This is a genomic window from Mesorhizobium sp. M1078 (assembly GCF_040318615.1).
Taxonomy (GTDB): Bacteria; Pseudomonadota; Alphaproteobacteria; order Rhizobiales; family Rhizobiaceae; genus Mesorhizobium.
Window position 1 is genome coordinate 232,885 of record NZ_JAMYMP010000004.1, and the last position, 19,607, is coordinate 252,491.

At 63.5% G+C, this 19,607-nt stretch carries 16 protein-coding genes; 15 read left to right on the forward strand and 1 reads right to left on the reverse strand.

Going from position 1 to position 19,607, the window contains the following annotated elements; all coding sequences use genetic code 11:
• The first annotated feature begins 4 nt into the window (after window positions 1-4).
• The 6 genes from NKH38_RS08845 (at window position 5) to apnL (ending at window position 7,165) form a co-directional block, all read left to right on the forward strand.
• Window positions 5-946 (forward strand): D-ribose ABC transporter substrate-binding protein, encoded by a 942-nt coding sequence (locus NKH38_RS08845; RefSeq protein ID WP_352652032.1) that lies wholly within the window; start codon window positions 5-7, stop codon window positions 944-946.
• 92 nt (window positions 947-1,038) lie between these two features.
• The gene (locus NKH38_RS08850; RefSeq protein WP_352763532.1) at window positions 1,039-1,683 is read left to right on the forward strand and encodes a DUF2291 family protein; all 645 of its coding nucleotides are present in this window, start codon (window positions 1,039-1,041) and stop codon (window positions 1,681-1,683) included.
• Window positions 1,680-3,236, forward strand: coding sequence for a sugar ABC transporter ATP-binding protein (locus NKH38_RS08855; protein ID WP_023681702.1), 1,557 nt, complete (start codon window positions 1,680-1,682; stop codon window positions 3,234-3,236). Before NKH38_RS08850 ends, NKH38_RS08855 begins: the two co-directional genes overlap by 4 nt.
• A complete protein-coding gene (locus tag NKH38_RS08860) occupies window positions 3,229-4,293 on the forward strand; it encodes an ABC transporter permease (protein ID WP_023681701.1) in 1,065 nt (354 codons plus the stop codon). The genes NKH38_RS08855 and NKH38_RS08860 overlap by 8 nt, the downstream gene beginning before the upstream one ends.
• Window positions 4,294-4,295: 2 nt before the next feature.
• The gene (locus NKH38_RS08865) at window positions 4,296-5,330 is read left to right on the forward strand and encodes a Gfo/Idh/MocA family protein (RefSeq protein WP_023681700.1); all 1,035 of its coding nucleotides are present in this window, start codon (window positions 4,296-4,298) and stop codon (window positions 5,328-5,330) included.
• Window positions 5,327-7,165, forward strand: a complete 1,839-nt coding sequence (gene apnL / locus NKH38_RS08870) for a D-apionate lactonase (RefSeq protein WP_352763534.1) — start codon at window positions 5,327-5,329, stop codon at window positions 7,163-7,165. The genes NKH38_RS08865 and apnL overlap by 4 nt, the downstream gene beginning before the upstream one ends.
• Window positions 7,166-7,167: 2 nt before the next feature.
• Here the strand turns inward: apnL and NKH38_RS08875 are convergent, their stop codons facing one another.
• A complete protein-coding gene (locus tag NKH38_RS08875; RefSeq protein ID WP_023672607.1) occupies window positions 7,168-7,881 on the reverse strand; it encodes a transcriptional regulator NanR in 714 nt (237 codons plus the stop codon).
• Window positions 7,882-8,068: 187 nt separating this feature from the next.
• Here NKH38_RS08875 and oiaX point away from each other — a divergent pair, with 187 nt between their 5' ends.
• The 9 genes from oiaX (at window position 8,069) to NKH38_RS08920 (ending at window position 19,602) form a co-directional block, all read left to right on the forward strand.
• Complete coding sequence (gene oiaX / locus NKH38_RS08880; protein WP_023681698.1) at window positions 8,069-9,319, forward strand: 3-oxo-isoapionate-4-phosphate decarboxylase OiaX; 1,251 nt, start codon at window positions 8,069-8,071, stop codon at window positions 9,317-9,319.
• Window positions 9,320-9,323: 4 nt separating this feature from the next.
• Window positions 9,324-10,658 carry a four-carbon acid sugar kinase family protein gene (locus NKH38_RS08885; protein ID WP_352763536.1) on the forward strand — a complete coding sequence of 445 codons (1,335 nt, stop codon included), beginning with the start codon at window positions 9,324-9,326 and terminating at the stop codon, window positions 10,656-10,658.
• 232 nt (window positions 10,659-10,890) lie between these two features.
• Entirely contained in the window at window positions 10,891-12,408 is a 1,518-nt protein-coding gene (locus NKH38_RS08890) for an FGGY-family carbohydrate kinase (RefSeq protein ID WP_352763538.1), read from the forward strand.
• Window positions 12,405-13,181 (forward strand): DeoR/GlpR family DNA-binding transcription regulator, encoded by a 777-nt coding sequence (locus NKH38_RS08895; protein WP_352763541.1) that lies wholly within the window; start codon window positions 12,405-12,407, stop codon window positions 13,179-13,181. Before NKH38_RS08890 ends, NKH38_RS08895 begins: the two co-directional genes overlap by 4 nt.
• Window positions 13,178-14,890, forward strand: a complete 1,713-nt coding sequence (locus NKH38_RS08900) for a glycerol-3-phosphate dehydrogenase/oxidase (protein ID WP_023741520.1) — start codon at window positions 13,178-13,180, stop codon at window positions 14,888-14,890. The genes NKH38_RS08895 and NKH38_RS08900 overlap by 4 nt, the downstream gene beginning before the upstream one ends.
• A 275-nt stretch (window positions 14,891-15,165) precedes the next feature.
• Window positions 15,166-16,230 (forward strand): sugar-binding transcriptional regulator, encoded by a 1,065-nt coding sequence (locus tag NKH38_RS08905; RefSeq protein WP_352763544.1) that lies wholly within the window; start codon window positions 15,166-15,168, stop codon window positions 16,228-16,230.
• 27 nt (window positions 16,231-16,257) lie between these two features.
• A complete protein-coding gene (locus tag NKH38_RS08910; protein WP_023691086.1) occupies window positions 16,258-16,908 on the forward strand; it encodes a DUF2291 domain-containing protein in 651 nt (216 codons plus the stop codon).
• Window positions 16,905-18,443, forward strand: a complete 1,539-nt coding sequence (locus tag NKH38_RS08915; RefSeq protein ID WP_352763546.1) for a sugar ABC transporter ATP-binding protein — start codon at window positions 16,905-16,907, stop codon at window positions 18,441-18,443. The genes NKH38_RS08910 and NKH38_RS08915 overlap by 4 nt, the downstream gene beginning before the upstream one ends.
• Window positions 18,444-18,468: 25 nt before the next feature.
• Window positions 18,469-19,602 (forward strand): ABC transporter permease, encoded by a 1,134-nt coding sequence (locus NKH38_RS08920; RefSeq protein WP_023688198.1) that lies wholly within the window; start codon window positions 18,469-18,471, stop codon window positions 19,600-19,602.
• Window positions 19,603-19,607 lie beyond the last annotated feature (5 nt).

The window sequence follows — 19,607 nt, forward strand, 5'->3', positions numbered from 1 at the left end:
CATCATGAAACTCACACGCAGAATGACACTTGCGGCGTTCGCCGGCATGCTGGCGCTTGGCACGGCGGTACCCGCCTATGCGGCCGACCTCATTGCCATCATCACGCCCTCGCACGACAATCCGTTCTTCAAGGCGGAAGCCGTCGGCGCCGAAGCCAAGGCCAAGGAACTCGGCTACGAAGCGCTTGTGCTCGTCCATGATGACGACGCCAACAAGCAATCCGAATTGATCGATACGGCGATCGGTCGCGGCGCCAAGGCGATCATCCTCGACAATGCCGGCGCCGACGCCACTGTCGCTGCCGTGCAGAAGGCCAAGGACGCAGGCGTGCCGTCGTTCCTGATCGATCGCGAGATCAACGCCACCGGCGTCGCCGTGGCTCAGATCGTCTCCAACAACTACCAGGGCGCCCAGCTCGGTGCGCAGGAATTCGTCAAGTTGATGGGCGAGAAGGGCAATTTCGTCGAGCTGGTCGGCAAGGAATCCGATACCAATGCCGGCATTCGCTCGAAGGGCTATCACGACGTCATCGACGATTATCCGGATCTGAAGATGGTCGCCCAGCAGTCGGCAAACTGGAGCCAGACGGAAGCGTATTCCAAGATGGAATCGATCCTCCAGGCCAACCCGGATATCAAGGGCGTCATCTCCGGCAACGACACGATGGCGATGGGCGCCTATGCGGCGCTGGTCGCGGCAAACCGCAAGGACGTCATCGTCGTCGGCTTCGACGGGTCGAATGACGTGCGCGACTCCATCACCGCGGGCGGCATCAAGGCAACCGTGCTGCAGCCGGCTTATGCGCAGGCGCAGATGGCGGTCGAGCAGGCCAACGACTTCATCAAGAACAAGAAGTCGCCGGCCAAGGAAAAGCAGTTGATGGACTGCGTCCTGGTCAATGGCGACAATGCTTCCAAGCTGGAAACTTTTGCGCTTACCAACTGAGCCGGCGTGACATGAATAGCGAGGGGCGACCCAAGGGTCGTCCCTCGTCGCCATTTTCCGTGGGTACTGATCACCATGCTCAACAAGCCATCATGCTGAACAACAAGCCGACCTGGCCGATCCTTGCGGTGATACTCGGCATCAGCTTGACCGCCTGCAAGATCCTCCCGACCGCTTCGGGGGACAGCGGCAATGCCGCCGTCTTCAACCCGGACAAGATGGTCGAGGAGATATGGGCGGCGAAGGTCGTGCCTTACCTCCAGCAGAAAGCCGGGCCGTTTGTGCAAGTCCACGCTCTGGCAAAAACCGATCCTGCTTCCGCCGGCGCCAAATATGGCAATCCGAACAAGCAGGCGAATTCGCCCTGGACCTTCGCGGTTCGCGTCGAGGGCAAGATCATCGCCGCCAACACGCAGTCGCGGGCAGCGACCATGGAAGTCGATGTCGACGGCGACGGCAAGGCCGATGCGCGGGTGCAAATCGGACCGGCGATGCGGGGAACCGCGCTGCGCGACAGCCTCGATTTCATCCAGTTCAACGATTTTACCAATCAGATCGACTTTGCCCAGTTCGGCAAGGCGTTCAACGCCTATGCCGTCAAGGCCCTGTTTGCCAAACTGCCGCGTGACGCGCTGGAAGGCCGGACCGCCAAGGTTCTCGGCGCCTATACGCTCGAGAGCGGCCAGGACCTGCCGCTGGTGACGCCGGCGGAGGCAGAAATCGGGCGGAAGCCATGAGCGCTGCGGTTGCTCACGATGTCATCCTGAAACTGGAGGACGTCTCCAAGGTCTATTCCGGCACCGTCGCGGTCAAGCGCGCGAATTTCGAGGTGCGCAAGGGCGCCGTCAATGTGCTGGTCGGCGAAAACGGCGCCGGCAAATCGACGCTGATGAAGATTATCGCCGGCGTCGAACAGCCGACGCTCGGCCGGATCCTCCTGGAAGGGGAGGAGGTCTCCTTCTCGTCATCGGGCGACGCGGTGAACCGCGGCATCGGCATGGTGTTCCAGGAGCTGAACCTGTTTGGCAATATGACCGTCGCCGAGAACATCTTCGCCACGCGCGAGATCACCAACCGGTTCCGCAAGATCGACCGCAAGGAGCAGGAGCGTCGCGCGGCGCAATTTCTCGAACGCCTGCAGGCCGGGATAAGGCCCGACATGCTGGTCGAGGATCTGCGCATCGGCCAGCAGCAGCTGGTCGAGATCGCCAAGGCGGTTTCGCTCGATGCGCGCATCCTGATCATGGACGAGCCGACCTCGGCGCTCAGTGCGGCGGAAGTCGAGATCCTGTTCAAGGTGATCGCCGACCTCAAGGCGCGCGGCGTGGCGATCGTCTACATCTCGCACCGGCTGGAAGAACTGATCCGCATCGGCGACTACATCACCGTGCTGCGCGATGGGCACATCACCGGCCAGGAGGAGATGAAAAACGTCGACACCCGGTGGATCGTGCGGCAGATGATCGGCTCCGACGCCAAGGATTTCGCCAAGGCCGACGGCCATGTTCCCGGCGAAGAGATATTCCGCGCCGAGGACATCTGCCTGCCGCGCGCGACCGGCGGGCTGGCGGTCGATCACGTCTCGCTGTCGCTGCGCGCCGGCGAGATCCTCGGCATATACGGCCTGATGGGCGCCGGGCGGAGCGAGCTGTTCGACTGCATCATGGGCCGCCATGGCCAGGCTACCGGCGCGATCTTCATCGCCGGCAAAAAGGTCAAGGAGCGCGACACGACGCGGCGTATCCGGCGCGGGCTGGCGCTGATCCCCGAAGACCGCCAACGCGAAGGGCTAGTCTCGATCCTGTCCGTCGCGAGCAATCTGACACTGGCCAGCCTGTCGCGTTTTGTCCGCCTGTTTCACATTCGCGGCGGCCACGAGAAGCAGGCGGTGACGCAGATGGTGCGGGAACTGGCGATCAAGGTCGCCGACCCGGCGCAGGAGGTCTCATCGCTGTCGGGCGGCAACCAGCAAAAGGTGGTGATCGGCAAGGCGCTGCTCACCGGGCCGAAGGTGCTGCTGATGGATGAGCCCAGCCGTGGCATCGATGTCGGCGCCAAGGCCGACGTCTTCCGCACCATGCGCAAACTATCGCGCGATGGGCTCGGTATTCTGTTCGCCACCTCGGATCTCGATGAGGTGATGGCGCTGTCCGATCGCATCGCGGTGATGAGCAATGGAAAACTGACGGGCATGTTCGATCGCTCCGAGGCGACGGAGGCAGCCCTTGTCGCCGCCTCGGCACTTGGCCACGGACCGACCCCGCACACGGAGAAAAGCGCCCATGACTGACATCCCGGCCAAGGCGGCTGTCTCCTCCGTCTCGAGCGGCTCGCTGCTGCTGACGCTGATGAAGGCGAGGACGTTCATCGCGCTGATCGCCGTCTTGATCTTCTTTTCGATCGCGGCGCCGAATTTCCTGTCGACCGCCAACCTGATCCTGATGTCGAAACATGTGGCGCTGAACGCCTTCCTCGCCATGGGCATGACCTTCGTCATCATCACCGGCGGCATCGACCTGTCGGTCGGCTCGATCGTCGGTCTGTGTGGCATGGTCGCCGGCTACCTCGTGCTGAACGGCATCGACCTGCAATTCGGCTACACCATCTATTTCAACGTCGTCGAGATCGCGCTGATCACGCTGGCGGTCGGCATATTGATCGGCGCTGTCAACGGACTGCTGATCACCAGGCTGAACGTCGCGCCGTTCATCGCCACGCTCGGCGTGCTCTATGTCGCGCGCGGCCTGGCGTTGCTGTCGTCGGACGGCCGCACCTTCCCCAACCTGGTCGGCAAGCCGGAGCTCGGCACCACCGGGTTTGGTTTCCTCGGCGCCGGGCGGCTGCTTGGCCTGCCTGTGGCGATCTGGATCCTGATCGTCGTCGCGCTGGCTGCGGCCTATCTCGCCAAATACACGCCGCTCGGCCGCCACATCTTCGCCGTCGGCGGCAATGAGCGGGCGTCGCGAATTTCGGGCGTTCGTGTCAACATGGTGAAAATGTTCGTCTACATGTTCTCCGGCTTCTGCGCGGCGATCGTCGGCCTGATCATCTCGTCGGAACTGATGGCCTCGCACCCGGCAACGGGCGAAAGTTTCGAGCTCAACGCCATCGCGGCGGCAGTGCTCGGCGGCACCTCGATGTCGGGTGGGCGCGGCACGATCGGCGGCACCATTGTCGGCGCCTTCGTCATCGGCATTCTTTCGGACGGGTTGGTGATGATGGGCGTGAGTTCCTTCTGGCAGATGGTGATCAAGGGCCTTGTCATCATCGTCGCCGTCGTCGTCGACCAAGCGCAGCGCCGGCTGCAGAGCCGGGTGACGCTGATGCAGATGGCAAAGGCAGGCTGAGCATGGCGGAGTTGCGGGGAGGGCTCATCGGCTGCGGCTTCTTTGCCATCAACCAGATGCATGCCTGGCGCGACATTGAAGGCGCCGCGATGGTCGCCATTTGCGACCGCGACCCGGAGCGGCTGCGCATCATCGGCGACCAGTTCGGCATTGCGAAGCGCTACACCGACGCGGCAGAGATGTTTGCAAGCGAAAGCCTCGACTTCGTCGATATCGCCACCACCGTTCCCAGCCATCGTCCGCTGGTCGAGATGGCGGCGCTGCACCGTGTGCCGGTGATTTGCCAAAAGCCGTTCGCGCCGACGCTTGCCGACGCCAAGGCGATGGTGAGGGCCTGCGTGGAAGCCGGCGTACCGTTGATGGTGCATGAGAATTTTCGTTGGCAGTCGGCGATCCAGGCGGTGCGTGCCGTGCTCGACAGCGGCGAGATCGGCACGCCGTTCTTCGGGCGCATCTCCTTCCGCTCTGCCTATGACGTGTTTTCCGGCCAGCCCTATCTCGCCAAGGGAAAGCGCTTCATCATCGAGGATCTCGGTATCCACAGTCTCGACATCGCCCGTTTTCTACTGGGCGACGTGTCGACGATCACGACGCGAACCGCGCGCATCAACCCCGGCATCGCGGGCGAAGATGTCGCGACGATGCTGATGGACCACAAGAGCGGGGCGACGTCAGTGGTCGACTGTAGCTACGCGACGAAGCTCGCCACCGAACCGTTTCCCGAAACGCTGATCGAGATCGACGGCAGCGACGGCACGATCCGCTTGGCGCAGGGATATCGGCTCACCGTCACCGGCAGGAGCGGCACGAAGATTACCGACGTTTCGCCGCCCGTACTCGCCTGGGCATCGCGCCCATGGCACAACATCCAGGAGAGCGTCGTCGCCATCCAGCAGCACTGGGTCGACTGCCTGGCAAAGGGAACCGAGCCGGCGACCTCGGGCGCCGACAATCTCAAGACATTCGCGCTGGTCGAGGCGGCCTATCTGGGCGCCGCGAGCCACGAACCTGTCCACCTGGATGGCTTGCTGACATGACAGCCGACGCCTTCCTCCTATACGGCACACGCGTGGTCGAGGCCGAGCCGGTTAGGCTGAGTGCGGGCTTGCTCAGCGCCGACTTTGTCAACGGCAGCCTGCGCACCATCCGTTACGGCGGCATCGAAGTGCTGCGCGCCATCGCCTACATCGTGCGCGACCGCGACTGGGGCACCTATGAACCGGCGCTGACGGAACTTGCCGTCGATCAGGACGCCGACAGCTGCTCCGTCAGCTACTCCGCAACTTGCTTAGCACCGGGCGGAAGCCGGCTCGACTTTCGCGCTACGATCAAGGGCTCCGCCAACGGTCACCTAGTGTTCGACGTCAGCGCGGTCCCTGAAAGCGATTTCGAGACCAATCGCTGCGGTTTTTGCGTCCTGCATCCGATCGCCGGCCTCGCCGGCAGCCCGGTCACGGTCGAGCATACCGACGGCAGCGTGGTGGCGATGAAACTGCCACTGCTGATCGATCCCTGGCAGCCTTTCAAGGATTTGCGCGCGATCACCCATGAGGTCCGGCCGGGCATCACTGCCGAATGCCGGATGGAGGGCGACACTTTCGAGATGGAGGACCAGCGTAACTGGTCGGACGCGTCCTACAAGACCTATGTGCGGCCACTGGCGTTGCCTTGGCCCTATGTGCTGCCGGCCGGCCAAACTGTAAGCCAGACGGTCAGCCTGCGCATCACCGGCGAGGGGGGAATGCCGGCCGCAGCATCTGCCGCCGAACCGGTCAGCGTCGAACTCGGCGAGACCGGGCAGAGGCTGCCGGATCTCGGCGTGATCATCTACCCGGATGAGGTCGAAGCAGCGCTCGCAAATCTTTCGACATTGACCGAGCTCGGCCCGCAGCAACTTGTCTTCCACTACGATCCGACGCGCGGTCACGGCGTCGAAGCATTGCAGTCTTATGCAAGGCTCACCGCCGCCTATCCGGTGCAGACGACGCTGGAATGCGTCGTTGCCTGCGCGGGCGACCTCGATGCCGAGCTGTCAGGCGTTGCCGACATGGTGCGTCAAGCCGGGTTGAAGCTTTCGGCCATTGCCGTCTCGCCTTCGGTTGACCGGCAGTCGACACCGCCGGGCAGCGCGTGGCCGGACTGTCCGCCGCTCGAAGACGTCTATGCCGCGGCCTGTCGCGCCTTTCCCGATATCCGGCTCGGCGGCGGCATGTTCAGCTATTTCACCGAGCTCAACCGCAAGCGCGTGCCGGCGGGCCAACTCGATTTCGTCACCCACTGCACGTGCCCGATCGTGCACGCCGCCGACGATCTCAGCGTCATGCAGTCGCTGGAGGCGCTGCCCTTCATCACCGCGTCGGCGCGGGCGATCTTCGGGGAAAAGCCTTACCGCATCGGTCCATCGACGATCGCCATGCGCCAGAACCCCTATGGCGGCGCGACCAAGGGCAATCCCGGGGGCCAGCGCATCGCCATGGCCGATCGCGACCCTCGCCATGCCGGCCTGTTCGCAGCCGCATGGGCGATCGGCTATGCCGCGCGTGTCGCGCCGGCCGGGCTGGAACTGCTCACGCTGTCCGGCTTCGCCGGGCCTTTCGGCGTGCTCGCAGCATCCGGCGAACCCGTCGCGGAAGGATCGCCTCGGCCGATCTTCGATGCCATCAAGGGGCTTTGCGAACTGGCCGGCCTTACGTATGTGGCGACGAAAACGAGCGACGAGACCAAGGTGCTGGCGCTGGCCGGCCGCTCCGCTTCGGGCAAGACCGTGGCGTGGCTGGCGAACCTGACGGCGGACGACGTGACGGTCGACATCTCAGCGTTTGGCCGAGGCCAACTGGTGATGACCCCTTACGCGATCACGCGGATCGGCTGAAATCAGTTGCCGGAGTTCATCACATAAAGCGCGCGCGAGCGCTCGAGGTGCTTGATCATCGCCTTCTCGGCGCCGTCGGCATCCTTCTTCTCGATGCGGCCGATGATCTCTTCATGCTCGGTCAGCGTGAACTGTTCCTTGCCGGTCCAGATCAGCATTTCGGTGTGATATTCCTTCAGCCAACCGAGCATCGCCTCGCTGACGGCGATATAGATCGGGTTGCCTGAAATGGCCGCGATCTGGGTGTGAAACTTCATGTCGGCTGAAATGAAAGCCTCGGAATCGCCGCGAAAGCCACGCTGTTCGGCAATTGTGGCCCGCAGCTGCTCAACGTCCTCGGCAGTGGCGTTTTCGGCGGCTTCCCTGACCATACCGCGCTCGAAGAAGATGCGCGCCGTTTTCAGGTGTTCCAACGTGTCCTTCGACGACGACAGGATGATCTTGGCTGCGCCATCGACCTGCTTGATGATCGACTTGGCGGTCAGCTGCAGCACCTTGGCGCGTTCCCCATGCGAGATCGCGACGAGGCCCATATTGCTCAGCGCCTGCATCGCCTCGCGGATCGCGGGACGGCCGACCTCGAAGCGCTCCATCAACTCGCGCTCCGACGGCATGTCGTCGCCCGGCGTCAATTCTCCGCTGGTGATCAGGCGCTTCAGCCGCAAAAACACTTCGTCGGAAAGTTTGCGCCGGACGATCGGCTCCGAACGGTTCATCGTCGCGAATCACTCCCTTGACCTGTGTCTATCTAACACTGCCGCAGCTGTTCCCGGAATGGCTGTCGCCCCGATCGCCCATAGCCGCCAGACAGGATATTGCTTGCAAAGCTTATGTACTCATTATACCAGATTCCGACGATCAAGGAACTCTTTTCGAACCCCCTGCGGCCTCAGACAACGAACCATGATCACGCTCACCTACCGCATCGAGACATCAGGCAGCATCGAGACGCTGGCAGCCAAGATCGCCAGCGACCAGTCGTCTGGAACCTTCGTCGCGCTGCCCGGCGAGACCGAGGAACTGAAAGCCCGGGTGGCCGCGCGTGTCCTGGCCATTCGGCACCTGCCGGACGCACTTCGCCCCTCCATTCCCGAGGCCGGTAACGGGCCGTTCAAGCGCGCGGATGTCGACATCGCCTTTCCATTCGATGCCATCGGCCACGACCTGTCGGCTCTGATGACCATTGCCATCGGCGGCGCCTATTCGATCAAGGGCCTAACCGGCATTCGCGTTGTCGACATGAAGCTGCCGGAGCAATTCCGCGGCGCGCATCCAGGTCCGCAATTCGGCGTCGCCGGCAGCCGCAGGCTGACAGGTGTCACGGATCGGCCGATCATCGGCACCATCGTCAAGCCGGCGCTGGGGCTGCGGCCCCCCGAAACCGCCGCGATGGTGGGCGAGCTGATCGCCGCCGGTGTCGATTTCATCAAGGACGATGAGAAGCTGATGAGCCCAGCCTATTCGCCGCTGGCGGAGCGGGTAAAGGCAATCATGCCGCTGATCCTCGACCACGAGCAGAGGACCGGCAAGAAGGTGATGTACGCCTTCGGCATCTCGCATGCCGACCCGGACGAGATGATGCGCAATCACGATCTGGTGGCCAAGGCCGGCGGAAATTGCGCCGTGGTCAACATCAACTCCGTCGGTTTCGGTGGCCTGGCCTTCTTGAGAAAACGCTCCAGCCTGGTGCTTCACGCTCATCGCAACGGCTGGGACATCCTCACCCGCCATCCCGGCCTCGGTATGAACTTCAAGGTCTGGCAACAGTTCTGGCGGCTGCTCGGCGTCGACCAGTTCCAGATCAACGGCATCCAATCGAAATACTGGGAGCCGGACGCGTCTTTCGTCGAGTCCTTCAAGGCGGTGACGACGCCGATTTTTGCCCCTGAGGATTGCGCCTTGCCTGTGGCGGGCTCCGGCCAATGGGGCGGGCAAGCGCCCGAGACCTATGAACGGACCGGCCGGACGGTCGATCTGCTCTATCTGTGCGGCGGCGGCATCGTCAGCCATCCGGATGGACCGGGCGCCGGGGTGCGTGCCGTGCAGCAAGCCTGGCAGGCGGCGGTCGACGGCATTCCGCTGGCGGATTTCGCCTTGAGCCATCCGGAGCTGGCGCGGTCGATCGAAAAATTCGGCGACGGCAAAGCGGCCTGAAGCAATGCAAGACCTGCTTCTCAGCTATTATGGCGACGACCTCACCGGCTCGACCGACGTCATGGAAGCGCTCGAACTCGGCGGCGTGCCGACCGTGCTATTTATGCGCCAGCCGGACGCGGCCATGCTTGCGCAGTTCGCACATTGCCGAGCCGTTGGCCTGGCCGGCACCAGCCGCAGCGAAACCCCGCAATGGATGGACACCCATCTCAAGAGTGCCTTCGTCTGGCTGAAGACGCTCAACGCAGCTCTCTGTCACTACAAGGTCTGCTCGACCTTCGATTCCAGCCCGACCATCGGCAGCATCGGTCGCGCCATCGAGATCGGCCGCTCGGTCTTCGCGCAGGACAGCGTGCCGCTGCTGGTCGGGGCGCCGCAGCTCAAGCGTTACACTGCCTTCGGTCATCTATTCGCGGCCTATCGCGAAAAGTATTTCCGCATCGACCGCCATCCGGTGATGAGCCGCCACCCGACGACGCCGATGGATGAATCCGACCTGCTGATCCATCTGTCGCGGCAGACGGAGCTCACATCGGGGCTGGTCGATCTCGCGACGTTGCAGTCGGTGTCGCGCTCGGAAGCCTTCGACCGCTTGCTCGCTGAGGGCACCGACATCGTACTTGTCGATGTCGACAGCCTCGAGACGCAGGCGCTTGCCGGCAAGGGGATATGGCGCGCCCGCAAGCCGGGCGGTTCGTTCGTCGTCGGCTCGTCCGGGATCGAATATGCGCTGCTGGCCGAATGGGTGTCGAGTGGGACAGTCAGAGCTGAGCCAGGATTTTCGCCGCCAGGTGCCGCCGACCGGATCGCGGTCGTCTCGGGCAGTTGTTCGCCGACGACCGAACGACAGATCCGGCACGCTTTGACCGACGGCTTCGATGGCATCGAGGTCGATCCCGTCGAACTGATCTCCGAAGCTTCCGGAGATGCGATCGCACGCGCGACGGCAGCCGGTCGCGCCAGTCTGGAAGCCGGGCGCAGCGTCGTACTCTACACGGCCCTTGGACCCACGGCCGACAGGGGGGGCGAAATCGACCGCCAGGAAGGCGCCCGCCACAAGCTTGGTCGCGGCCTCGGCGAACTGCTTCGCGCGCTGACGATCGAGCAGAAGTTGCAGCGCGTGGTCATAGCCGGAGGCGACACGTCGAGCCACGCTCTCGGCCAGATGGGCGTCGGTGCGCTGACGGTGCGGATGCCGCTGCCGGCGTCGCCGGGCTCGCCGCTTTGCGTCGCTCACTCGCGTATTGAGGCGATCGATGGGCTGGAGGTGGCGCTCAAGGGCGGGCAGGTCGGAACCGACCGCTATTTCAGCGCCATCCGCGACGGCCTTAGCAGCTGACAACGCGTCGCTCCGGCAACCGCGAGTTCTATCCGTCCTCGACTGGCGCCGAAGGCTTTTGTCGCGTATGTTGACGTTAAATTCACATAAAGATATGAGTTCTTTGTTGCGGCAAGGTGCTTTTGCCGTTTGTCCCCCTTGCTCAATCGGGTTGTCGCCATGTGTTTCGCCCTTGCATCAGACTACAGGATCGCCCTGTAGCAATCGCCAGTTGCTGAAAGAGGCGGTGATCATGCCCAGCCTGCTCGGAATCGATAACGGCCTCACGGTCACCAAGGCGGTCATCTTCGATGCCGACGGCACGCAATTGTCAGTGGCGCGCCGCCGGGTGCCGCAATCGATGCCCCACGCGCGCTGGGTGGAGCGCGACATGTCAGGCCTGTGGCAAGCAACCGCCGACGCCATCAAGGAGGCGATCGCGCTCTCCGGCAGGCCGGCGGAAGACATCCAGGCGGTGGCGGCGACCGCGCATGGCGATGGTCTCTATCTGCTCGATCATGATCGTCAGCCTTTGGGACCAGGCATCCTGTCGCTCGACAGCCGCGCCGGCGACATTGTCGACAGGTGGTCCGCCGGTACCGTTTTCACCGATGCGCTGGCGACGACAGGCCAGACGCCGCATGTTTCTGCGCCGTCGGCGCTGCTGGCATGGCTCAAGCAGAACGATCCTGATCGCTATGGCCGCATCGGCCATGTGCTGGCCTGCAAGGACTGGCTGCGCTTTTGCCTGACCGGCACGATCGGGACCGACCGCACGGAGGCCAGCACTTCATTCACGGATTTTCGCACGCAAGCCTATGCGCCTGAAGCGCTGCGCATCTTCGGGTTGGAGGATCTGTTCAACGCGCTGCCGCCGGTGGCGCATTCCGCTGACATCGCCGGTCAAGTCACAGCCGATGCCGCCGAAAGGACCGGCCTTCGCAAGGGAACACCGGTCGCCTGCGGCCTGCACGACGTGGCCGCCTCGGCGCTTGGCATGGGCGGCCATGAAGACGGCGTGCTCGCCATCGTCGCCGGCACCTATTCCATCAATGAAGTCGTCTCTTCGCAACCGCGCGTCGACCGGCGTTGGTTCTGCCGCAACGCCATCGACGCGGGCCGTTGGAACAACATGTCGATCTCGCCGGCCTCGACCGCGAACTACGACTGGTTTCTCGACACGTTTTGCCGCGCGGAGCAGGACAGGACGGATGGCGGCTCCCTCCACGAATTGCTGGCGGGAGAGATCGACGCGGCGTTGAAGAAGCCTTCGACCATCCTGTTTCATCCCTATCTGTTCGGCTCTCCCTATGGCGATTTGGCCAGCGGCAGCTTTGTCGGCCTGCATGGCTGGCACAATCGCGGCGACATGCTGAAGGCGGTTCTGGAAGGCATCGCCTTCAATCACCGCACCCATGTCGAGGCCTTGCGCGACGGCTTTGCCGTCAGCGAGATCCGCCTGACCGGGGGCGGCTCGCGTAATCCTGCTTTCGTCCAGATGTTTGCCGACGTGCTGAACGCCCCGGTCACCGTCACCTCGACGGATGAGACCGCGGCCCTCGGTGCCGCGCTTTGCGCAGGCGCTGCGGTCGGCTTGTTCAAGACGCCGCAAGAGGGTGCAAGGCAGATCGGCATGACGGCGCGGACGTACCAAACCGTGCCCGCCTCCAGTGCTGTGTTCAATGAGCGGTTTTCGCTCTACTGCCGCATAGCCGAGCAGCTGAAGTGGCATTGGCCTGATATCGAAAGGCTGGCGGGGGTAAACGCATGATCAAGGCCGACGAACGACGCGAAGAGATCGCCGATTATGTGATCAAGCTCGGCCAGGTGCGCATCGATGATCTGGTCGAGCATTTCGGCGTGTCGCGCATGACCATCCACCGGCATATCGACCGGCTGGCGCAGCAGGGCGTGCTGCGCAAGCTGCACGGTGCGGTGACGGTCCAGCCTTCCGGCCTCTACGAGAGCGCTTTCCGCTACCGGGTGACCGTCAATCGAGCCGAGAAGGATGCACTGGCGCGGGCGGCACTGGATTATATCGAGGCCGGCCAGGTGGTGATGCTGGACGATTCATCGACGGCAAACGCGGTCGCGACGCTGCTGCTCGACGTCAAGCCGCTGACCGTCATTTCCAACAGCGTCTCGACGGCGGGCCAATTGATCAATGTCGACGATATCGATTTCATCTGCCTCGGCGGCCAGTATCACGGCACCTACAATGCCTATATCGGCATCGTCTGCGAGAACGCCGTGGCGCAGTTGCGCGCCAATGTGCTGATCTGTTCGGCTTCGGCCGTCACCGGAACCACGGCTTTCATCCAGGATCCGAATGTCGTGCGGGTCAAGCAGGCGATGATGACCGCCTCCGTGAAGCGCATCCTTTTGGTCGACCACGCAAAATTCGACCAGATCGCGCTGCATGTCTTCGACGATCTGACCAGTTTCGACGCCGTGCTGGTGACCGAGGGCCTGGGCGATGCGCAGGCGCAGAGCCTCGAGCGGGCGGGGGTGAAGTTGCGCATCGTCAAGACGAAGGCGCCATGAACCCAGCAGATGGAGCCGGGGCGGACAATCCCGCCGGGCGTCTCGCCGCGATGGCCGGGACCGGCGAAGTCGACGTCGTCATTCTTGGCGCCGGCATCAACGGGGCTGGGCTGTTTCGCGATCTGTGCGCGCAAGGTGTCAGCTGCCTGATCGTCGAAAAGGCGGATTTCGGCTCGGGCACCAGTGCCGCGCCGTCGAGGCTCATCCACGGCGGCTTGAAATATCTCGAGACCGGCGAGTTCGGGCTGGTGGCGCAGTCGACGCTCGAACGCAATCTGCTTCTTCAAAACGCGCCGCACTATGTCAGCCCGCTGCCGACCGTCATCCCGATCTTCTCGTGGAGCAAGGGCATGCTCGCGGCGTTGCGAACGCTGTTCGGCTCGACCAGCGCGCCGCGCAGCCGCGGCGCCATACTGATCAAGATCGGCTTGATGATCTACGATTTCTACGGTTCACGAAACCAGGTCATGCCGCGCCACCGCATGGTCGGGCGGCGGCAGGCGCTTGTTGAGATGCCGGCGCTCAATCCGGCGATCGTCGCCACCGGCACCTACTACGACGCCAAGATAAGTCACCCGGAAAGGCTGGTGCTGGAACTGATCCTCGACGGCTTGCAGGCTCACGCGGCGTCTGCCGGTGCCAACTACACGACACTGGCGGCTTCAGCCAATGGCGTGCTCACATTCCAGCCGGAAAACGGCGCGGCCTTTTCGGTGCGGCCGAAGCTGGTGGTGAACGCCGCCGGTCCGTGGATCGACGACGTCAACGCGCTGCTTGGTGCTCCATCGAAGATGATCGGCGGCACCAAGGGCTCGCATATCCTGTTAAGGCATGACGAACTGGTCAAAAGCCTCGCCGGGCGCATGCTCTATTTCGAGGCCGATGACGGCCGCATCTGCCTGGTCTACGACTATCTCGGCCTGGCGCTGGTCGGCTCGACCGACATCAAGGCCGACAATCCGGACGCGGTCCGCTGCGAACCCGAAGAAGTCGACTATCTGCTCGACAGCGTGCGAACGCTGCTGCCGGGCATGGCGTTCGAGCGCGACCAGATCGTCTACGCCTATAGCGGCATCCGGCCGCTGCCGACGTCTGAAGCAGCGACGCCCGGACTGATCAGCCGCGATCATTCGGCGCCCGTTGCCGAGCCGGACGGCAACAGGCCCTTTGCAGTCATTTCGCTGGTCGGCGGCAAATGGACGACGTTCCGCGGCTTTGCCGAGGAAGTCACTGATACCGTACTCAAGCGCTTGCAGCGCAGCCGCAAGGTGACGACGCGAGCCATGCCGATCGGCGGCGGGAGGGATTTCCCGGCCAACGCCACGGCCCGCGCGGACTGGCTGGCCGAGGCACAGCAGGCAACAGGCGCCGGGGAAGGGCGCCTTGATCAATTGCTGTCGCGCTACGGGACCAGAGCCGTTGAGATCGCCAGGCATGGGTCGGATGATGAGGGTCGTCTGCCGGACTCGGACGGCTACGGCAAGGCGGAAATCGACTACATCGTGCGCAACGAATTCGTCGAACATCTGGCCGATGTCGTTATGCGCCGCAGCACGTTGGCGATAGGCGGCTCGTTGACGAGCCGCGACCTGCAGGAGATTGCCGCGATCGCCGGGCGGGCGTTGGGGTGGAGCACCGAGCGCCTGGCGCGGGAGGTCGAAGCCGCTGTTGTCGAGCTCGAGGGCAGGAACCTGATGCGGCTGGACTGATCGCTCCATCGCCGACACCTTAGCTTTTCCTGATGCAATCCGATCGATTTGCCCTTGTTGCGCCGTGTGCATCAACCTTCCCATTTTGCACCCGGATTGGGATTTTGCCGCGCCCTACGGGTTCATGCCGTCACCTGGATGAGGTAACACAAATTGACGTTAAATTAACACTGCCGTATGGTCGGATTATATGCTTAGCTTCTAATAGGCCCGCGTTGGCTGCCGAACATCGGCTGAGGCAACCATCTGCGGAGGATTGACAGCGATGCAAAGGTATGAAAATTTTTGCACACAAAGATAATATTATCGCCTGGGGAGGGGATGGCTTGAATTCGGGCGGAAGCGCAAACCGCGACCATGAGTCCAGCCTCGCCACGCGCGCGGCCTGGCTGCACTATGCCGGTGGTCTGACCCAGGCCCAGGTGGCCAAGCGGCTTGGCCTGACCAGCCTCAAGGCGCATAGGCTGATCACCAAGGCCAACCAGGAAGGTCTGGTCAGGGTCTTCATCGACGGCGACGTCGCCGAATGCGTCGACCTGGAACAGCGCCTGATCGCCGCCTATGGGCTCCACTATTGCGAGGTGGTTCCCGATCTCGATCAGGACGAACTGCCGCTGAAGGGGCTGGGCATTGCAGGCGCCCAGTTCCTGAAGCGCGAAATCGATCGCGGCGAAGACATGCTGATCGGCGTCGGCCATGGCCGCACGCTTGCCGCCAGCGTCGAATATCTGACGCGCGCAACTGCTGCTCACATCCGTTTCGTCTCGCTGCTTGGCGGCGTGACGCGCAAATTCGCCGCCAACCCGCACGACGTCATGCATCGCCTGGCAGAGCGGACAGGCGCGCAGGCCTTTGTCATGCCGGTGCCTTTTGTCGCCAATACCGCCGAGGACCGTGAAGTGCTGCTTGGCCAACGCGGCATCAGCGATGTGTTCGCTCTCGCCAGCCGGTCCGACCTGATGTTCGTCGGAATAGGCACGGCCGAGCGGGAGGCGTCGCTGGTCGCCACCGGCATGATCGAGCCTTCCGAAATCGATGAGGTCAAGCGGGACGGCGGCGTCGGTGAATTGCTGGCGCATTTCTTCGACGACAAGGGGCGTCCGGTCGAAACGGCCCTGTCGGAAAGAATACTGGCGCTTCCGCGCGATCAGTTGAAGGGCCGCAGGATCGTTGCCGTCGCCGGCGGCAAGGTGAAGGTGCGCGCCATCAAGGCAGTACTCGAAAGCCGTTATCTCAGCGGCCTGATCACCGACGAATGCACGGCCCGCGCGCTGGTCGAGCTCGACGATGCAGCCGGGGCCGCGAAGCGCCGCGTGAACGGAGGAACTTCGAATGCGTGACAACGGAAAATCGCTGGTGGTTGCATCATGAGCGCGAAGGCTGCCACCGCCCGGCAAGCTTCGCCCAACCTGCGCCGGGTCCTTGCCAGCGCCGCGGCTCTGGTTCTGCTCGGCGCCATGGCGCTCGACACCAAGGTGATCAAGATCGGCTCTGCCGGCGATGTTCGCAACGCCGTGTTTTCGGCCGCCGACTACGGCAAATCTGAATTCCCCAAGGTGCAAGCCGATGTCGAAGCGCGTGCCGCCGACGCCGCGACGGTGGCGACGGCGATCGCCAAGGACAGGGCGACGGCCGAAAAGGAATATGGCGTACCGGCGGGAGTCGGACCGGTCATCTCGGTCAAGTTCACCGGCGTCGTCGGCGAGGGAAAATCGGGCATCTACAAGGTCGCCGTCGACGGTTTGCCGGACACGTTGACCGTCCGCGTACAGACTGGGCCGGCGATCAACGGAACCGAGCTTCGCGACGCCACCGGCAAGATCACCTTTGGTCAGTTCACCAACCAGATCGAGTATCAGGACGCCGGCTCGGCGCTGAACAACGAGATGAAGAAGGAGGTGCTGGCGAAAGTCGATACCAGTGCCTTGACCGGCAAGACAATAGCGGTGGTCGGCGTCTTCAAGCTGGTCAATCCGAAGAGCTGGCTGGTCACACCGGTGAGGCTGGACGTCAAATGACAATGACTGCCGGCACAGAACCCGCGACTGGCGATGCCGTGCTTTCGGCGCGCAATGTCGTCATGTCGTATGGCGGCGTCCACGCGCTCAAGGGCGTCAACTTCGACATCCATCGCGGCAAGGTCACCACCCTGTTCGGAGAGAATGGCGCCGGCAAATCGACGCTGATGAAGATCCTGTCCGGCGTGGTGACGCCGACATCCGGCGACATCGTGCTCGACGGCAATCTCGTCAGCTTTGCCTCGTCTTCGGACGCGCGCGATCGCGGCATTTCGATCATCCACCAGGAGCTCAGCCTGGCGCCGAATCTGAGCGTTCGCGACAACATCTTCATGGGCCGCGAACTGCGCACCAGAACCGGCCTCGACTTCGCCGAGGAGGCGCGCCAGGCGCGGGCGCTGATGGCCGACCTCGAAGAAGACATCGATCCGATGACCCTGGTCGAGGACCTGCGCCTGGGGCAGCAACAGATCGTCGAGATCGCACGCGCGCTGTCGGTCGATTCCCGCATCCTGATCATGGACGAGCCGACCTCCGCACTCAGTGCGACCGAGGTGGAGGTGCTGTTCAAGGTGATCCGCGATCTGACCAGCCGCGGTGTCTCCATCGTCTACATCTCGCATCACCTCGAAGAGGCGCTGCAGATCACCGACTACGCCGTCGTGCTGCGTGACGGGGCGATCACGGCAACGGCCGAGGCCAAGGACATCGACCTCGAATGGATCGTCCGCAACATGGTGGGCGAGAATTTCGATCTCGGCTCGCCGCCGACCGGCCACGAGTTCGGCGCGGTGGCGCTTTCGATCGAGGATGTCAGCGTCACCGACGCTTCGGGTTCAGGCTACGTCGTCGATCATCTGTCGCTGGATGTCAAAGCGGGCGAGATCGTCTGCATCTATGGGCTGATGGGCGCGGGCCGCACGGAATTGCTGGAGGCCGTCGCCGGCCGTGTGCCCATGGCGGGCGGGCGGGCGCTGCTGGAGGGTGAGGACGTTTCGGGGCTGACCATTGCCCAGCGCATCGCCCGAGGTCTGGTTCTGGTCCCCGAGGATCGCCAGCGCGATGGCCTGGTTCAGACCATGACCGTCGGCCGCAATCTGTCGCTTGCCAGCATCGAGGCGTTCGCGAAAGGCCTGTTCCTCTCCCGGCCGAGGGAACGCGCACTGATCGACGATTCGATCCGCAAGGTGACCATCAAGACCGCGGGCGGCAACGCCATGATCGGATCGCTGTCGGGAGGCAACCAGCAGAAGGTCGTCATCGGCAAGATGCTGACGACAGATCCCAAGGTCATCCTTCTCGACGAGCCGAGCCGCGGCATCGATGTCGGCGCCAAGGCCGAAGTCTTTCGCTTGCTCAGCGAGCGCGCCGCGCAAGGCTTGGCGGTCGTCTTCTCGACTTCGGAGGTCAATGAGTGCCTCAGCGTCGCCCATCGCATCGTCGTGATGCGGCGCGGCAAGATTTCAGCCGAATTCGGCGCCAACGCCACCAAAGAGCAGATCATGGCCGCCTCCGGCGAAGCCGTGGTCGCCTGACCATAGAATTTCGGAGCCCCGACCCATGAGCGATGTCAGCCAGGCCAGCAAACAGTCCAGCCCCAATGCGGGCGGCGAGGGCTTCGACGTGGCCAAGCTGCTGCTCGAAGGCCGGGCCTTCTTTGCCCTGATCGTCATCATTGTCGTCTTCTCGATCCTGTCGCCCTATTACCTCTCGGTGGCGAATTTCCTGACCATGGCCTCGCATGTCGCCATCTTCGGGATTCTCGCCGTCGGCATGCTGCTCGTCATCCTCAACGGCGGCATCGACCTGTCGGTGGGGTCGACGCTCGGGCTTGCCGGCGTCGTCGCTGGGTTTCTGATGCAGGGCGTGACGCTGACCTGGCTGGGCGTCGTTCTCTACCCGCCGGTCTGGGTGGTCGCGGTGCTGGCCTGCATGCTGGGTGCGGCCGTCGGGCTTATCAACGGCGTGCTGATCGCGCGGTTCAAGGTTCCGGCCTTTGTCGCCACGCTCGGCGTCATGTACATGGCGCGCGGCCTGGCACTGCTGATGACCAGCGGCCTGACCTACAACAATCTCGGCGGCAAGCCGGAGTTGGGCAACACCGGTTTCGATGCTCTCGGCTTCAACCGCCTGTTCGGCGTGCCGACCGGCGTGGTGGTGCTGGCGGTCATCGCGCTGATCGGCAGCATCGTCCTGAACCGCACCGCCTTTGGACGCTGGCTCTACGCCTCGGGCGGCAATGAGCGCGCCGCCGAACTCTCCGGCGTTCCGGTCAAGACTGTGCAGATTTCGGTCTATGTGCTTTCAGGCATCTGTGCCGCCATTGCCGGCCTGATCCTGTCCTCGCAGTTGACCTCGGCCGGACCGACCGCTGGCACCACTTACGAACTGACGGCCATCGCCGCCGTCGTCATCGGCGGCGCCGCACTCACCGGCGGGCGCGGCAACATTCGCGGCACCCTGCTCGGAGCCTTCGTCATCGGCTTCCTGTCCGACGGTCTGGTGATCATCGGCATCTCATCCTACTGGCAGACAGTGTTCACCGGCGCCGTCATCGTGCTCGCCGTGCTCCTCAATGCCGTTCAGTATCGCCGCCGTAGCAAGCTTCCAGCTTCGACGGGCGGCCAACCGACTTCTCAGAAACGGGGGAAGGCCGAACCGGCCAATCCTGCCCAAGGGAAGACTGCCAGCTGACTGGC

Coding starts and splice junctions, on each gene's coding strand:
- NKH38_RS08845 (WP_352652032.1), top strand. CDS start 5: ATGAAACTCACACGCAGAATGACACTTGCGGCGTTCGCCGGCATGCTG.
- NKH38_RS08850 (WP_352763532.1), top strand. CDS start 1,039: ATGCTGAACAACAAGCCGACCTGGCCGATCCTTGCGGTGATACTCGGC.
- NKH38_RS08855 (WP_023681702.1), top strand. CDS start 1,680: ATGAGCGCTGCGGTTGCTCACGATGTCATCCTGAAACTGGAGGACGTC.
- NKH38_RS08860 (WP_023681701.1), top strand. CDS start 3,229: ATGACTGACATCCCGGCCAAGGCGGCTGTCTCCTCCGTCTCGAGCGGC.
- NKH38_RS08865 (WP_023681700.1), top strand. CDS start 4,296: ATGGCGGAGTTGCGGGGAGGGCTCATCGGCTGCGGCTTCTTTGCCATC.
- apnL (WP_352763534.1), top strand. CDS start 5,327: ATGACAGCCGACGCCTTCCTCCTATACGGCACACGCGTGGTCGAGGCC.
- NKH38_RS08875 (WP_023672607.1), bottom strand. CDS start 7,881: ATGAACCGTTCGGAGCCGATCGTCCGGCGCAAACTTTCCGACGAAGTG.
- oiaX (WP_023681698.1), top strand. CDS start 8,069: ATGATCACGCTCACCTACCGCATCGAGACATCAGGCAGCATCGAGACG.
- NKH38_RS08885 (WP_352763536.1), top strand. CDS start 9,324: ATGCAAGACCTGCTTCTCAGCTATTATGGCGACGACCTCACCGGCTCG.
- NKH38_RS08890 (WP_352763538.1), top strand. CDS start 10,891: ATGCCCAGCCTGCTCGGAATCGATAACGGCCTCACGGTCACCAAGGCG.
- NKH38_RS08895 (WP_352763541.1), top strand. CDS start 12,405: ATGATCAAGGCCGACGAACGACGCGAAGAGATCGCCGATTATGTGATC.
- NKH38_RS08900 (WP_023741520.1), top strand. CDS start 13,178: ATGAACCCAGCAGATGGAGCCGGGGCGGACAATCCCGCCGGGCGTCTC.
- NKH38_RS08905 (WP_352763544.1), top strand. CDS start 15,166: ATGAAAATTTTTGCACACAAAGATAATATTATCGCCTGGGGAGGGGAT.
- NKH38_RS08910 (WP_023691086.1), top strand. CDS start 16,258: ATGAGCGCGAAGGCTGCCACCGCCCGGCAAGCTTCGCCCAACCTGCGC.
- NKH38_RS08915 (WP_352763546.1), top strand. CDS start 16,905: ATGACAATGACTGCCGGCACAGAACCCGCGACTGGCGATGCCGTGCTT.
- NKH38_RS08920 (WP_023688198.1), top strand. CDS start 18,469: ATGAGCGATGTCAGCCAGGCCAGCAAACAGTCCAGCCCCAATGCGGGC.